General features: G+C 40.8%; 14 protein-coding genes. 10 read left to right on the forward strand and 4 right to left on the reverse strand.

What is annotated here, in order from left to right:
• The first annotated feature begins 228 nt into the window (after window positions 1–228).
• From CU633_RS18010 to CU633_RS18020, 3 genes are read left to right on the forward strand one after another with little or no spacing between them, the layout of a single operon-like run.
• Window positions 229–615 carry a MerR family transcriptional regulator gene (locus CU633_RS18010; protein ID WP_101662006.1) on the forward strand — a complete coding sequence of 129 codons (387 nt, stop codon included), beginning with the start codon at window positions 229–231 and terminating at the stop codon, window positions 613–615.
• Window positions 608–2,113, forward strand: a complete 1,506-nt coding sequence (locus CU633_RS18015; RefSeq protein WP_101661960.1) for a class I adenylate-forming enzyme family protein — start codon at window positions 608–610, stop codon at window positions 2,111–2,113. Before CU633_RS18010 ends, CU633_RS18015 begins: the two co-directional genes overlap by 8 nt.
• Window positions 2,110–3,786: an acyl-CoA dehydrogenase family protein gene (locus CU633_RS18020; RefSeq protein WP_101661961.1), complete on the forward strand. Its 1,677-nt coding sequence runs from the start codon at window positions 2,110–2,112 to the stop codon at window positions 3,784–3,786. Before CU633_RS18015 ends, CU633_RS18020 begins: the two co-directional genes overlap by 4 nt.
• A gap of 194 nt (window positions 3,787–3,980) precedes the next feature.
• Here CU633_RS18020 and CU633_RS18025 read toward each other — a convergent pair whose 3' ends face one another.
• Entirely contained in the window at window positions 3,981–4,340 is a 360-nt protein-coding gene (locus CU633_RS18025; protein WP_101661962.1) for an STAS/SEC14 domain-containing protein, read from the reverse strand.
• Between the two features lie 363 nt (window positions 4,341–4,703).
• On the opposite strand from CU633_RS18025, the gene CU633_RS18030 reads away from it, so the two are divergent.
• From CU633_RS18030 to CU633_RS18055, 4 genes are all read left to right on the forward strand, one after another.
• Complete coding sequence (locus CU633_RS18030; protein ID WP_101662007.1) at window positions 4,704–5,954, forward strand: MFS transporter; 1,251 nt, start codon at window positions 4,704–4,706, stop codon at window positions 5,952–5,954.
• 760 nt (window positions 5,955–6,714) lie between these two features.
• Window positions 6,715–6,783 carry an SEC-C metal-binding domain-containing protein gene (locus CU633_RS23685; protein ID WP_101662008.1) on the forward strand — a complete coding sequence of 23 codons (69 nt, stop codon included), beginning with the start codon at window positions 6,715–6,717 and terminating at the stop codon, window positions 6,781–6,783.
• An 85-nt stretch (window positions 6,784–6,868) separates the two neighbouring features.
• A complete protein-coding gene (locus CU633_RS18045) occupies window positions 6,869–7,894 on the forward strand; it encodes a DUF7309 domain-containing protein (RefSeq protein ID WP_101661964.1) in 1,026 nt (341 codons plus the stop codon).
• 1,276 nt (window positions 7,895–9,170) lie between these two features.
• Window positions 9,171–9,707 carry a CDP-alcohol phosphatidyltransferase family protein gene (locus tag CU633_RS18055; RefSeq protein WP_101661966.1) on the forward strand — a complete coding sequence of 179 codons (537 nt, stop codon included), beginning with the start codon at window positions 9,171–9,173 and terminating at the stop codon, window positions 9,705–9,707.
• Between the two features lie 349 nt (window positions 9,708–10,056).
• Here CU633_RS18055 and CU633_RS18060 read toward each other — a convergent pair whose 3' ends face one another.
• A complete protein-coding gene (locus CU633_RS18060; protein WP_101661967.1) occupies window positions 10,057–11,394 on the reverse strand; it encodes an APC family permease in 1,338 nt (445 codons plus the stop codon).
• A gap of 397 nt (window positions 11,395–11,791) precedes the next feature.
• On the opposite strand from CU633_RS18060, the gene CU633_RS18065 reads away from it, so the two are divergent.
• Window positions 11,792–12,049, forward strand: a complete 258-nt coding sequence (locus CU633_RS18065) for a hypothetical protein (protein ID WP_101661968.1) — start codon at window positions 11,792–11,794, stop codon at window positions 12,047–12,049.
• Window positions 12,050–12,307: 258 nt separating this feature from the next.
• Here the strand turns inward: CU633_RS18065 and CU633_RS18070 are convergent, their stop codons facing one another.
• Window positions 12,308–12,664, reverse strand: a complete 357-nt coding sequence (locus CU633_RS18070; RefSeq protein WP_101661969.1) for a spore coat protein — start codon at window positions 12,662–12,664, stop codon at window positions 12,308–12,310.
• 17 nt (window positions 12,665–12,681) lie between these two features.
• Window positions 12,682–12,963 (reverse strand): hypothetical protein, encoded by a 282-nt coding sequence (locus CU633_RS18075; RefSeq protein WP_101662009.1) that lies wholly within the window; start codon window positions 12,961–12,963, stop codon window positions 12,682–12,684.
• Between the two features lie 306 nt (window positions 12,964–13,269).
• On the opposite strand from CU633_RS18075, the gene CU633_RS18080 reads away from it, so the two are divergent.
• Window positions 13,270–15,282 (forward strand): tetratricopeptide repeat protein, encoded by a 2,013-nt coding sequence (locus tag CU633_RS18080; RefSeq protein ID WP_101661970.1) that lies wholly within the window; start codon window positions 13,270–13,272, stop codon window positions 15,280–15,282.
• 580 nt (window positions 15,283–15,862) lie between these two features.
• Window positions 15,863–16,216: a hypothetical protein gene (locus CU633_RS18085; protein ID WP_101661971.1), complete on the forward strand. Its 354-nt coding sequence runs from the start codon at window positions 15,863–15,865 to the stop codon at window positions 16,214–16,216.
• The last annotated feature ends 344 nt before the right edge of the window (window positions 16,217–16,560 follow it).

A 16,560-nucleotide genomic window follows, 5' to 3' on the forward strand; every position in this document is an offset into this window, starting at 1 on the left:
AAAGTTAATCACAAATCTAAACATCTTATGGTGAGTGATATCGGGACTATTATAAAATGAACTGAATAGGAAACAGGGTATAGTAGGGATGAGGTCAAACCTGCTCTTTTTCTGCTATTTACATTGTTTTTAGAACAGAACACTTATGATATTTCAGATTTTTATAAAAACCATTGAAATTAACGTTAACGTCAATTGTATAATGGGTTATATGCAGGGGGTGAGAAGCTGAAGACGATCACACAGGTAGCTGCACAGTTCGGTGTTTCGGCAAGGACGATCCGCTATTATGAGGAGTTGGGGCTTCTCAGTTCACAGCGCACGGAAGGCAACCATCGCGTTTATTCCAAAAAGGAATGTGCGAAGCTGAAGCTGATTTTTCGTGGGAAAAGGTATGGCTTTTCCCTGGAGGAGATCAAAGAGATGGTGTTGCTGTTTGACTATGACCGCACTGGGAAGGCACAGCTGGAAAGGACCATCCGTTATGGGGATCAACGCCTTCAGGAAATTGATATGAAAATTGCCGAGCTGACAGAAATGAAAACAGAGTTATTGCAGTTGAGGGAAGAGTTTTCTAAAAGATTGAGTAAGCTGGAGGAGGAGAGCGATGAATAGTTCCACTTTATTGTTGCGCAATGCCCGTAAGTACCCTAAGACAGAAGCGATCATCAGCCCACAGGGAAATTATACGTATGCAGAGCTTGATGAAAAGGTAAATCAGCTGGCTAATGCCTTGAGAGCGGAGGGGATTGGGGAAGGAGACCGTATATGTTTGTATATGCCGAACACACCCGAGTTTGTGATCAGTTATTTTGCTGTACAGAGAATCGGCGCAATTGTTGTTCCGGTCAATGCAAAGTTCACGCTCGAGGAAGTGCAGTTTGTCGTCAATCATTCCGAAGCGAAATGTCTGATTGCCCATGAATTGATATTCCCTGTCATCGAGGCGATCACGCAGGTCGATGTAAAAATCAAAACAGGAGAGCAGATAGGTGACTGGCGGAGCATGGAAGCGTTAATAAATAATGCTCCTAGTGCTGAAATCAAATGCACTCTTAAAGAAGATGATCTTTCCACAATCTTATATACATCCGGGACAACTGGCGATCCCAAAGGAGTTTTGTTTAACTACCGCAATATCCTTACAGTAGCGAATATGATTGCTGTTGAATTGGAAGTGAAGCCGGAGAGCAGGCTGCTGATCATGATGCCGCTGACTCATTCCGCACCGCTTCATCTGTTCCTGATGGCCGGCATGGTGGTCGGTTCCACGCATGTACTGACGCCGACATTTACACCGGAGTTACTTTTGAAAACGGTTTCAGAAACAAAGTCTACCCATTTCTTCGGTGCGCCGGTTGCCTACTTGCTGACGGCAGGGCATCCCGATATCGGCAAATACGATCTTTCTTCGATGAAATGGTGGGTGTATGGAGGTTCGCCATTATCGGCCGAACAGGTTGATCTTGTTTCTAAGGCCTTTCAGACAGACAAGCTAACCTGTGTTTACGGATTGACGGAAGCGGGGCCGAGCGGTACGATTTTACATTCGGAAGAGCATGGAGAAAAGACCGGGAGCATCGGTAAACGGGCACCTCTTCATACGGAACTGCGCATCGTTGATGAGAACGGCAATGATGTCGCGGATGGGGAAGTCGGTGAAATCGTCCTGTCCGGAGAAGGCAATATGGTCGGTTATTATAAAAACGATGATCTGACCAAGGCCACATTTATCGGGGAATGGCTCAGGACCGGGGATCTCGCCCGCCGGGATGAAGACGGCTATCTCTGGATTGTCGACCGCAAAAAGGATGTCATTATTTCAGGCGGTGTGAACATCTATCCAAAAGAAATTGAAGATGCGATTGTTAAATTCTCCGGCATCCGTGAGGCAGCCGTGATTGGTGTACCACATCCGGAGTGGGGAGAAACGGTCACCGCATTTTTTGCCGCTGCAGAACCGGTTGACCCCGAAGAGTTAAAACTGTTCCTAAGTCAGCATCTTGCCAAATTCAAAATTCCGCGTGAATTTGAGCAAGTCGAAATGCTGCCGAGGAATGCTTCAGGAAAAATCCTCAAAACTGTCCTAAAAAATAAGGTGGTGCAGGCATGAAAGTTTTAGCAGAGCCAGTGGCAAAGTGTCCATACGCCGATAATTTTTTCGCAGGGGATGAAACACTTCTGAAAATTCTAAAGCAGTATCTATCCACTGAGTTTTATGAATATGCTGTCGCGCAATTGACACAATACGGGCAAAAATGCGCGAATGAGATTGATGTACGCGCGAAGCATACCGACCGGGAAGGCCAACCGGTGCTCAATCGCTATGACAAATATGGCGAAGAAGTGTCGGAAGTATGGGTGAATGAAGGCTATAAGAAAACAGTTGCCGAGTCATATGGAACCGGCATTGTTGGGTATGTTCACAAGGAAATCCCCGAGCTTGGCCGCAAAGGCAATTATGTCTACAGCTACGCATTGGGCTATCTATTGTCCCAGGCAGATCCCGGGTTCTATTGTCCGGTCACCCTGACGATGGCAACCGCGTATTTGCTTGAACACTATGGAAGCGATGAGTTAAAGGAAAGATTTTTGCCACATGTTTGCTCCACAGGCGATGCGGAGTTATACGAAGGGGCGACCTTTTTAACCGAGCGGCAGGGAGGATCCGATGTGGGGGCCAATGTTGTCGAGGCAGTTAAAGATGGCGAGCATTACCGGCTTTACGGAGAAAAATACTTTGCTTCGAATGCTGGCCGGTGCGGTGTGGCAATGGTGCTGGCCAGACGGGAAGGTGCCCCGGAAGGATCGAAGGGCCTGACCTTGTTCGCGGTTCCCTGGAAGGGAGACGACGGGAAACTGAATGGACTGCGGATCCGGCGTTTGAAAGATAAGCTTGGCGTGCGGGCGGTTCCTTCCGGTGAAGTGGAGTTCGACGGGGCAAAAGCTTATGTGGTTGGTGAAGAGTCGAGAGGGTTCTATTACATGATGGAGGCTCTGAACCTATCGAGAATCTGCAACGCGGTCGCGTCCATCGGCATCATGAAGCGCGCTTATCAGGAGGCAAAACAGTATGCCAGCGCCCGTCATGCGTTCGGTAATAGTCTGCTGGAATATCCTATGGTCAAACAGACTCTGTCGAAACTTCAAGCCAAACTGCAGATTGAAGTCGCAGCTGTGTTTGACCTGATTGCCCTTTATGATAAGGTGATATCCGGCAAGGCAAGCGAGACAGAAGTACTGCTCCATCGCCTTTATATCGCAGTATTAAAGAAGGAAACAGCGGAAACGGCGATCCATTTTGCCCATGAATCAATCGAAATGCATGGCGGAAACGGTTATATCGAGGATTTCGTCACGCCAAGGCTTTTGCGCGATGCCCAAGTATTGACCGTATGGGAAGGAACCGCCAATATTTTGGCCCATGAGCTCATCCGCCTCGTCAATAAGTTTTCGGTCCATAAACTGTTTATCGATGGGATGAACAGCCGCCTGAGAGCCATCAAGCAAACGGAGCTCGTTATATTTGCAGAGGAAAAGCTGCATGAAATTGCCGGAGAGCTCCAGGTTTATGCTGCATCCGACCGGGTTACCCAGGAACTGGAGGCCAAACCGCTCATGCAAAAGCTTGCGTATCTATATGAAACGGTGGTCGCACTGGAATGGGCCGAGAAATATGGCAGCCCATATACAGCAATTGCTGAAGTCTACGCAGAAACTACCTGGGGTACAGCTCAATTCGGCAGGACACCTAAGGCAGTGGTGCTGGCGGATGAAATTATTTAAACAGCTTGGAGTTTTTCCAAGCTGTAATTTTCCATAGCAGAGTTTCTTATCTACCGCCGCTGATTAATATATTTTTCCCTTTTCCAAAAGGTTTTGCTCAAGTTCCGCTCATATAGTATTTCAATACGTTGACGTTTTGTTTTAACAAACTGAAAGACGGCAGAGAGTCAGTGCTCCTGCCGTCTAATAATATTTCAATTCGATTCTATCCAGCGCCGTGCCTCTTCAAGCTGACCCTTTGCAAAATGCTTTGCCTCAATTCCCGGCAAATAATTTCCCAGCATTGTTAATGCCGCCAGCCAGTCTTTTTCACTTACAACAGCGAATTTGTTAAACTGCCGCCAGCGTTTAGCATCAAATTTTACCCCGTCGACGACACCTTTTATCGTAGATCCGTCTATATCATGAATAATCGCTATGATGTTGAATTTTTGGTTGTCTGTAAAGTGGGTTTTTACATAGTTATCCAGCTTTTCTGCGTCTTCTTTTGTGGCCTTTCCATCGAACTCCAGAGTAATCGTTGATGAATTGTTGCTGGGCAGAAATGTGATCATAATGACTCCCTCCTAGATTCTTATTTTTAAACACTTACCCAGCAGTATTGCGTTAAAACAAAAGGGGGATTAACTCCTATATTAAAAAATGACTGGGTTATGCATCTTTATTTAATAAACAAGGGCTAGGTTATGAGGTGCAGTGCTTTATTGAGCGATACGTAATATGGATAATTCCACATTATGGATTGTTATATAATATAACCAAATAATATAATGTTTGTGACTGTGGAGAGAGAAATGCATATTCAGAGAAGACAAGAAAAATATAATGAGTTGCGGGGGTTTTATTGCTTTAGAATTGGAAACGCTGTATATTTGAATAAACAATCGAACTGGAATTTAGAAAAGGCAGTGATCTCAATGGACACAACAACTGAGCAATCGACAAGTAGTTGGAAAAAGAATATTGTTCTCTTTTTAAGCAGTCAGACGATATCTCTTTTCGGTTCGTCCTTAGTTCAATACGCGATCATGTGGTATATAACGCTTACTACAGAGTCGGGTGTGATGATGACTTTATACATCATTTGCGGTTTCATCCCTACTTTCATTTTATCTCCGATGGCAGGGGTATGGGCGGATCGCTACAACCGGAAAATGCTGATTATTTTGTCAGATGCACTGATTGCGATTGCAACACTGATACTCGCAATTGTATTCTTAATGGGCTATGATGCGATTTGGCTGCTCTTTGTTATGGCGGCGATTCGCGCAATCGGGACAGGAATTCAATTCCCGGCTGTCAGTGCTATTTTGCCGCAAATAGTGCCGAAGGATCAGCTGACAAGGGTAAACGGTATAAACGGAAGTATTCAAGCAATCATCATGTTCGTGTCACCCCTGGTTAGTGCAGCCTTATTGTCAATGGCATCAATAGAAGCGATCTTCTTTATTGATGTTATTACCGCTGCAATCGCAATCGTGACGCTCTTTGTCTTTTTTAATATACCGATCCATAAGAAGGCAAACGAAAAGCAAACATTTAGCTATTTCAGTGACCTTAAGCTGGGCTTAAAATACATTAACGAAAGCGATTTTCTAAAAAGATTCTTCCTTTTTTTCGCTTTTTTCTTTGTCTTGATGGCGCCTGCTGCATTTTTAACGCCACTGCAGGTTACACGCACGTTCGGCGATGATGTTTGGCGGTTAACAGCTATCGAAATCGCTTTTTCGATTGGCATGATGGCAGGCGGAGGAATTATCGCCTCTTGGGGAGGCTTTCAAAACAAAATTCATACGATGACATTTGCAAGTCTTTTAATGGGAGTTTGTACGTTTGCACTGGGGGTGGTTCCTGTCTTTTGGGTTTACTTAATTTTCATGGCTGTATTCGGAGTTGCGATACCAATTTTTAATACCCCAACAACGGTTTTAGTGCAGGAGAAAGTAGATGAAAACTATTTAGGCAGAATTTTTGGAGTGTTTGGGATGATCTCTACTTCGATGATGCCCCTCGGTATGCTCATTTTCGGTCCAATTGCAGATGTGATCAGAATTGAATGGCTACTTATCGGAACTGGGTTACTGATTCTTATACTCGCCATTTTCTTAGGTCGAAACAAAGTATTAATTGAAACGGGGAAGCCAGTAGCGGAGGAACCTGCAAATTAGGAAACTGATCACGTTGGCATCAAGGATTCCATCTTAGATAAACTTGGAACTTATAGTGTCACAGGTCACGGATTCAGGTACTATTTATGCTGAGTTGGTGTCGTACTAGAAGATGTAAAAAATAAAGGTAATGAATTAGCGCAAGGGACAACTTCGTTTGTAGAATGCGGACGTAATTATTCTATTGAGGATTTAAAAAAATAAAGGACCAAACTATAAAGTTTCTCGACTGTATTCATGATGCAATGAAACAATATTATGAGGCTAAAAGATATTTACATATGATTGCTCAGTAGTTTAAATGTCAGTTAAGTTTGGAATTTAGGGATTTATGGTGAATATATTGATAGAGGAACTCGTTCAAAAGAAATTAAAAAATAAGAAGCCAAAAATAAATACACAGATGGAAGCTGGGCATTGGTCATTATCAGGGTGACCAGTTTTTTTGTCGGCAAACAATGTTATTTTAACATAAGTTATCTTTTTCATGCGCTCAAGGCATGTGGAGTGTGTGGTAAGAATACAAAAGATAAATTAGTTGAAATCCTAGTATTTAAGCAGTCTGCGAGATTTTGTGAATTTAATGCTGATAGTGATAATTGTAGGAATAAAGAGCAAATAAATGAGATTGAAATATGTATTGCTATAAGTTATGGTATGAGTAAACATGTATTATGAAATATGGGTTATTAACAACGTTGTATCTCTTGAAAGAATGAACGATGTAGTGGGATGGAACTTATAGTCTCTCAGGTCACGGATTCAGGAATTAAACCATCCATGTCCATGCGGGAGTGGTAAAAAGTACAAAAAGTGTTGTCTGCCATAGCATGATGAAGAGTGACTCAGATGAGAGAACACAGCAGTTGATTGCAGCAAGGAAGAACCTCAAGATAATAGGAGTGACGTGATACATGCGAAAAGACAATAAACCAACTGATGAACAATTAAAAGAGCTATACCAAGCAGCGTCAAATTTTAAACTGGCACAACCATGGAATTGGCTGTATGATGCTGACATTATCTGCATTGAAAACCCAAAGGACAAGACGATGGGATATTGTTCTATTATGGGTAGAGGCGGGGAGCATTACGCACTTGGTGTATATCTTGGTGATGAAGGTATCTTTGGGTTTTATAATTTGATGGAAAACTCAGACACCATACCCGATCATCAAGTACTACACTTTCAGAACTGTCTGATGTGCTCTTTTGAAGACAGAGATCAGCTAGCCAACGAAGATAGGAAACAAATAAAGACTTTGGGATTATCGTTTCGGGGCAGAAATGCGTGGCCGATGTTTCGTCGGTTTGAACCGGGATATAATCCTTGGTTTATAAATCAAGAAGAATGCATTTTTCTAACCCATGCTCTTAGACAAACACTTTTTGTGGCAACCAATGTGATGACTGGTCAGCTTAGAATGGATATGGAACAAGGGAAAACCATTCTAAGGTATAGTGAAGAGAAGGACGGTAAACTTGAATGGTATTGTAAAGAGATACAATTAGCTTTTCCGACAGTTTCATACAGCCCTGTGACAATCTCTGATGATGTGCTTATTCAAAAGATAAAAAAGGCAGGAAGTATGGGAGATGTTTCTCTCCAGGCGGATACCTGTTACATGCCTTCTGCCGTACAGGAGAATAAGGATAAACGCCCGTACTTTCCCAGAATTTTCATCCTTGCAGAGCAAAAATCCGGGCAGGTGTTGGATTTTGAAATATACGGAAGCGTTCGTGATGATGCCAATGTTACCCTTAATAAGCTAATCGGTATGTGTTTAGAAAAGGGCATTCCCAAAGAAATACAGGTACGAAGCGAGGCGATGGCTGCTATATTGGACGACTTTTGTAAAAAGGCCGGTATTAAGTTAAAGGTTGTTAAACGTCTTTCGGGTATAGATCAAGTGATTGAAGAAATGGCATACCGTTTTTAGGAATAGTACAGTCGCATGGGGGGATTATTGTATTATCACCGGAAAAATTGAAAAAAGAATTTAAAAAAGTTTAAGAAGAGAATTGGATGTTTAGAGGAGCTTTGGAAAAATAATATTGAATATAAAATGCTCGATAGTCGGACTCCTCAGAAGCATAGAAGAAGCATATGGTATAAAATGAAATCGTGTTGAATACCGGCAATACTGTTGAAAAGGATGATAGTATGGGAGAAAAACTTTAAAAGAGTATCCGGAATAATTACAAAAAAGATGAAAATTGCCGGGTTTAAGTATACGGGACTTGATAAGTCAGCTATTGCAGGTATCCTGGATGAGTATTTTACAGAATGAAGAAAACATCGGGAAGATATGGAGTTGTCTAGGCTCTTTTGAAAGGGAATACCTTAATGAATTTTTGAAATATGAAGAAAATCCTGCATATAAAAGTTAGAAAGCATGTACCAAAGGTATGGTATAAAAGGAAGCTATGTCAGGGATCCATGGGAAGAGCAGTCAAAAATGGTTTGCTTTTTATTGGCACCGTTAGCGTCAAGTTGACATATTTCCAACCTTGTCCTAGTCTGTTTGGGTACATATAGCACACTTCATCGTATCCAAAACAATAAGATGCCCGGGAATACCTGTTCATTGGCATTCCAATCTGATCATATATCCTCGTGTTTTGAAATCGAAGTTGTCAAAGGTCACGGCCTGGTCAATCCCAGCAGCTTTGGCACATACCTGCCATGTAACCTTGACTTGCGCAGGCTTGGGGTTTTTCCCCGGATTCCCTCGTGGCCTTTTTTCGGTTCTCGTTTCGTTAAACTGCACCTCCAGCTTGTATAAGTTCTTTTTATGGGCCTTCTCAAACCGTTCCCATTCCTTTTTTGCATCTGCTTCACAGGCAAAGATCTTCTTCGGTAATGTCGCTATATCCTTTTCAAGCTCCTCTTGTTGCTTCGTGATTAATTTGTGGTAAGCTAAATACGTTAAATCTCATAAATCAATAGAACAGAATATGTGGAAAGGCCTGTAAAAAATAGGGACTTGCAGGTCTATTGAGCAAGCCTGAAATCAAGGATATTTGGGGAATTAATAAACATTTACACGTTTTTAATTTAAAGATTCCATATTGGATAAATTTGGAAATAGCAGTGTCTCAGGTCACGGATTCAGGACAAAGTTAAAGCAATTAAAAATGAGTATCAATTTATGAAATACGGAGGAATTGTAGAATTATGTGAAGCAAGATTGCTTATTTAAGGCGAGGTACGAGATGAAAGTAATACCAAATTGGATATCGTTTAGTAGAATAGTTTTATCTATGATTTTGATTTTTATTAAGCCGTTAAGCTTAGCCTTTTACGTAATATATATTACTTGTGGATTCAGTGATATGATTGATGGATTTATTGCCAGAAAGACAGGAACAACAAGCAGGCTTGGTGAAAAGCTTGATTCCTTAGCTGACATGATGATGGCAGGTGTATTATTAGTTGTACTTTTCCCAATCGTAAATCCTGCCAACGAAATCATTATTTGGGCTATTTCAATTGGTATTATCAGATTATCATCGATGGTTGTAGCCATGAAAAAATATAAAACCTTTGTAAGTATTCACACTTACGGAAATAAAATCACCGGCTTGGTTTTATTCATATTTCCAATATTGATTGCCTATATTAATACAGATTTGTTGATGTATATAATTTGTGTTGTTGCAAGCATTTCAGCAATTGAGGAATTGATTATCCAAGTAACATCAAATGAGCTACAAGTAAACAGACAAAGTTTATTCGTGAAAAGAGCATAAACTAAAAAACTAACTTGAGTCTTGCAAAAAATCCTTCGTAAAAAATGTCGGTTTGTGACTTGTTTTGAAAAGTTTCTAAAAAATAAGAATGACACCCCTTTAATCGTGGAATTGGAAGGTTACCACATACTACCAAAATTCAAAAAAAGAAGATGTCTTAAGGTCATGGTATCCTTCTATTCAGCTATCGTCAAGTTCATTATGATTCATTATGCCATATAGTACAGCACATTTTTTATGACTCAAAAAAGGGCGTCTCCTGCTTAATCAAGCTGAGGCGCCCTTTGAAACTGAGGCTACATATTAGTCTCGGTCTTTATAAAACTCGCACTTTATTAATATCGCTTGTTCACGCTTCTAATTTGACACTGTTCAATTTGTCATCATTTTTCTTGATTATCATATAAACCGGCACTCCGATTAATACAATGCAGACAGAAAATAGCGAATCTACTGGACTGCTAATCAGTGTGCTTCCAACAATATACACCGCACCGATGATAGCGACAATTGGCGTGATCGGGTATAAAGGCACCTTGTATCCTTGATAAATCCGATTGTCTTTTTTACGGAGCAAGAATACGGCATAAAAAGCCAAACCGTAAAATAAAAACACGGTGAAAATGGCAATATTAGAGAGTCGGTCAGCGTTGCCTGTCAGCATGAATAAAACCGTAAGGGCCAATTGAAACACTGTCGCATTGACAGGTGTTTTGAATTTCGGATGAACCTGAGACAATGATTTAGCACCTGGAAATAACCCGCTTTCAGCCATGGCAAAAGGTATTCTGGGAAAAGTCAGGATCTTTCCATTTAAACAGCCAAAAATCGAAATGAGAATTCCAATCGCAATCAGCTTGCCGCCTAGATCACCGAACAGGATCGTCGCAGCTTCATTTGCAGCGTTTGGCCCAAGCTTCACAATTTCTGATGCAGGCAAAACATGCAGCATTGCAATATTGATCGATAAGTAAGCTATCATAACAATCAAAATCCCGCCAATGATCGCTCTTGGAAGTGTTTTAGCAGGATTTTTCATTTCTCCGGCAATAAACCCTACATTCATCCAACCATCATATGCCCAAAGGGTTGCCAGAATGGCCGCCCCCATATTAATCGTACCAGCAGCGCCGCTGTCCATATTAAAGATGGTTACTTCGCCCTGCGCAATACCGAAAACAGCGATAAGAATAACAGGAATTAGCTTTGCGACCGTTGAAAGCGCCTGGATAAAGCCACCATACTGAGTTCCCAGCAAATTAATAATACCAAGAAATACAACAGCGATAATGCCTATGAGTGTTGCGCGGCTTTCTGAAAATCCGAAGAAATTGGCAGCGAGTACACCAAAGTACAAACCAAGCGCGCCCATGAGTGCCGGACCGTATACGAGCGTCTGGACCCAACCGCATAAAAATCCCCAAAGCTTCCCATACACTTCTTCAAGATAAGCAAATAATCCGCCTGTTCTGGGGATTTTAACACTAACTTCCGCAATCGTTAATCCACTTGCCAAGGTAATGATACCGCCTATAAACCAGGCCAAAAGGGCCAAGGTGGAATCGCCGGTTGAGGACAACACGACTCCAGGCTTCATGAAAATTCCCGAACCAATAACGGTACCAACGACCAACGAAGTAGAAACAAAAAAGCCGATATTTTTCTTTAACTGGTTATGATTCTCCACTGTCTATCCCTCGTGTACAATTGTATTTTTTATATTATACGAATTATACCACACATATTTTTGTAGAATAGTTATTAGAAAATTAGAACTTTAATTGAATAAAGGATTGTGCAATAGTTTTCCATGTGCACTTAATGCAGATTGACTGACCTTATCGCTGCCAGCGTGGAGAGTATAAATTCCCGCAACATACTAAAGTGTCCCGAAATGTCTTTATACCAATGTTTTTGAGGATTTTGTTAATTTTGAAATGAACTGTTATTTCCGCTAGTCTTGTATAATATGTGACCAAAATGTTACCAGTGTTTGATCAATATTTTGTTTGAAAAATATATTTTTTGTACGGGAAAAGTAAAATCTTGAGATGTGATAGTATGCCGAAAATTGGACGAACTTGTTGGCACGCGAAGCGAAGGGCTATTTTGATCAATATGAACGCGTGGAGATCAGCATTTTACTCGGATTGGGAGATGAATGCGGGAAAGCTGCGGTTGAGTGGACTGCAGATCAATTCAATACTCATTACTTGGTTACCGAGAAAGGAAACAAAAGAACTGTCGAAAGCTTTAAAGACGGAAGAAAAATAGATTTCGGCGGCGATTTGGGTGTACATCAGTTACTGCTCGCATGCTCAATCAGCCTGAAAGATTTGTAATACGCAGCGAAACGTTTAGAATACCGGGAAGGTGCTTTGCAGTTTTGGAAGGCAAAGCGTTCCCGACAGAAGTTGTAGTTCTCCCTATTTTGTTAGGGATGTTTTCGCTTTTGATTGTAATATTCCTGGATGTACGTTACTTTAGAGGCAGGAAATCACCAAAATAGCCTTTTAGCACAGCCGCGGTTCGTCTCCATCCACCTAATAAAGGTACTGACCTCAGCGGACAGTGCCTTTTTCTTTGTACAACTTGCTTCGTTATTGGAACGTCGTTCTTGGATAAGGAAACTGAGAGGAGTAGTTGCTGAATTGGTTATAGCTTTGGTCAAGCGTAGCCTGCTGCTCAGCCTCCAATTTATAGTGGCCCTTGCGAAACATCAATTCATACATTTCATACTGGCATTGATGCGTCTCATTCAACACTGTCATGATGTCTTGGTGAAGACTTGGGTGGCTTGCTTCTCTCGCAGATATATTAAAGCTGTCAGTTAAATATTTCTCTAACGCTAGAATATCATTGACACGATCACGATCGTTCATATCGGGACCTTTGACTTTAGGCTCATTTGGGGGTTTAGGGTTCTTAATCGTATTTGAGCTTTGATTTTTGATCATTCCAAGTACACTCCTTATTATTGTTGTAACTGATGCACCTTTTGCATTTCTGTCTTATTATTGTTTTGCAGATGTTTCAACAAGAGCTCATAATGACGTTGGTGCATCTGCCCTGCTTTATCAATGGCTTGGATGATTTCCGGATCGGAGCATTCGTTGGCAAAATGGCGGCATTTCTTCATAGCAATGAGCTCCCATGATAACTGATCTTTCAAATATAGATGGTCTTTTGTTGTAATAACTTGTGGTGGTTGCTGCATGACAGGCTGCTGTTGTTGTTGAGTTTGCATTTGTTCCATACTGGACCCCTTTCCTCTTTGGAAGTTTATAATTAACCTTCCACTATAGAAGAGAAAATATACATTTTCAACGGGTCTGAAGTCAGCTGCCACTAAATTCTTTGCTATATACGCTTCATAACGTGCCTGATGTTGCACCTTTTCCTGCTGCTTCCGTTCCTAGTAGTCACGGTAATTCCCTTTATGGCATAATTGATTGATTCTTAAATCCATGCTAGCTAATCCGAGGCAGCCATAACAGAGATTCGAAATTAAGGTTATGTTATTATAAAAAATAGAATAACTATTTTGAAGGATGATGCGGTAATGGTAAAGATCGGACGAAATGATTTATGCACTTGCGGGAGCGGGAAAAAGTATAAGAAATGCTGTGGAAAGAACAATGTTGTATCATTGGAGCTTGTTATGGAGCAGGAACTGCAGGAAATCCAGCTCGATATTATTCGTTTCGCCATGACAAACTACCAAGAGGAAATGGAAGAATATTTGGAGCAGCGTTACGAGGAATTTGATATTCCTGATGATGCAATGGACATGTTTCACTTTTATGCATGCACGTGGTTCACTACCTCAGTTGAGTTAAATGAAAAGACGATATTGGCAGAGTATATAGATCGGCATATAGATCAATTTAATAGGCAGAGAATCAAGGATATTTTGCAGTCTTGGAAAAGTGCAAGACCGTCTGTTTCAATCATTCAGCAGGAAGAGAATGAGTATGTAATCTTAGAAGATATATTCACGAAAGAGGTCCGAAAGGTAAAAGTAACCGAAGAGGAAAGAAACTTGGATATTGGCGGATTGGTACTCGGAACCATTTTGCCTGTCGGGGCAACATCAATATTTTTCACTACTTTTTTTGATTTGCCAGCAGATGAATCAAAGAAAGTGGAAGAAGACGTATTAACTTTTTATGAAAACAGTGGGGAAACAGACCCTGTCAGTTTTATGGAAACCTTTTTTCTTGAAGTGCTTGATCTCTTTTTGTTCGGAACAGCTGATGTATCCATCGAAGATTTAGAATGGCTTTCTCCTAAGCATATGGAAGTTGCAGTAAACTACCAAAAATTCATGGAAGACAGTGGGAGTGGGGAAACGCTAATTAATGTAGGTATACTTCTTTGGCATAAGTACTGTTTGCAAAGAGATCCAACAATAAAAAAACCAAGTGTATACGTAGCAGCGCTCATCTATTTAGTTGATCAGTTACTCTTGTTCGGAGGGCTGGTTTCACAAAAAGATTTAGCCGAGGCATTTGATGTCTCCAGCGGCAGTATTTCAGCAAAATATAAAGATTTGGAGGACATCCTTTCTGATGAAATTGATGATCTGCGGAACATAATCGAGGACGCTGATTATGACTATGAAGACATTTATGGGGACGACCTTTTTGACGAAGATGATTTCGATGAGGACGACTACTTTTTTGAAGAGGAAAGCGGCAATCCTTTCATGAAGTCAAGGATCGCCATGGAACGGGAGCTTTTAAGCATGGAGCGTGAAATGGCTGATCGAAATTTCAAATCGATCGATGAAGTGAACGATTTTATGAATAAAAGGTTAAACAGCCGGCAATCATCGCGGAAACCATTATCTGACAAAGAAAAAGCGCAGGAACTTTTATTTGATGCCTATGAATCGACAGGAAATAAGCGAAAGCAGCTCGCAGAAAAAGCATTAAAATTATATCCAAACAGTCCGGATGCTTATAATATTTTAGCAGAGTATGAAAAAAACCCCGAAGAACAGAAGAAGCTTTACTTAAAGGCCATGGAAGCTGGAGAAAAAGAGCTCGGGCCAGCATTTTTCAAGGAAAACAAAGGCCATTTTTGGGGCATAGTAAACACGCGTCCATATATGCGGGCAAAATATAACTATGCACTGCTTTTACATGGGATTGGAATGCTTAAAGAAGCGATTGAGCAATATGAGGAACTTCTGGAATTAAATGATATGGATAACCAGGGAGTTCGCTACCAACTATTTGTTGCTTATGTAGAAAACGGCTTGCTTCAAAAAGCGGAATCTCTATTAAAACAATATAACGAAGACATAACAGCACATGGATTATACAACAAGTTACTCATTGAATACCTGCAAAACGGCCCATCACAGAAGGCCAAGAAACAATTAAAAAAGGCAAAGGACAATAACCCATATGTCATCGATTATTTAATACAAAAAAAGAAATTTCCCCGATCCAGTCCGGCTACATATGGGTTAGGTGATGAATCCGAGGCTATTGTTTATGCAGATCAGCATCTGCATTTATGGAGAGGCAATGTTGAGCTAATTGAATGGTTGAAGAAGTCCAGGTAACCGTTGTTGGTTGACCTATTATAAACGAAATGAAACTTCGAATCATCGCCCGCTAAGTTGTTGCTGTTTTCTTAATGCGAACTTATCTCAATGCTTGGGTTGAAGCAACTTTATTGTCCAGCTGGCTGTATGTTTCCAGATAATATCGCAATTACCTAGAAAATGTTTGCTCAAAAGGAACACATAAGCAAAAAGGTAGCGCCCGGAGTTTGTTGCAAAACCTGAGCGCTATCAACAATATATAAAAAAGGGGGAGTTGGATTACGTCTCCAACTGCGCTAAATATATCACTTTTGTTCGAAATTTAGGGTCGATTTTTGAAAATCAGATGTTGGGAAAATTTTAGTCAGACAAAATGAAGAAGCTTGAGCCAGGAATTAAAATCCGCATTCTTGATTGAAAAATGCGGATTTTTAACGTAGTTGTTTTATGACTAACATCCAATCGTTCACGCTCCAGTCAGCCCTTGCATGAGGATCGAAATTTAAGGTTTATTGTCTTTTTTTACTATAGTACGGCAGCTCACCAAAATTAGGCAGAATGCGTATGAATAAGTGTATGACAAATAGGGAGGCTTTTTATGTATTACTTCGAATATGATCCACTGTATCCTCACCTTATGAACCGTCAACAGTATGCGTTCCCTCCAGTTGATGTTACTACTTTCGCTCATTCAGTAACTGCGTTTCAGAAAATTGCCAATGAGGCCAGTGTTATACTTAAAAAATTGGCTGACCGAAAATTTGCTCATAGTTTAATGGCAGCAGCTCAGGTTGGAAATCAGATGGAAGTAGATCGTTTGATAAAATCGATAGGAACGACTACACCAGTAACAACTACTTATACCCCAACAGGTGTTTTATTAACAATTCACGCTCAGGCTCAAGGCTCACAATGTTGTACTTTAACGATGTTTCTTAAATGGGGGCAATAGAATGGAATATTTGGTTTAAGCCGCATTCTTCATTGAAAAATGCGGCTTTTTGAAAATATATTTGTTATCAATTACTTTTTCTGAATAAGACCAAAACCAAGTCCAACAGGGTCAACCAGGTATGCAGAAAATACGGTGCCTGACCCCTGGTATGTTGAACGTTGTTTTCCTGCATCAACCATCGTCCTTTTATTAAAGGCTCTGTTAAATAATTGAGTTGATTTTAAAATTATATTTGGTTACTAAACTATTGCTCCGCTCTTTTATAAATAAATACAAAAATACCATTAGTGTTTACGCTAATGGTATTTTTGTATCTTGAAACTGATTAGCTATGCTTTATT

Source organism: Bacillus sp. V3-13, from assembly GCF_002860165.1.
Taxonomy (GTDB): domain Bacteria; phylum Bacillota; class Bacilli; order Bacillales; family Cytobacillaceae; genus Bacillus_BJ.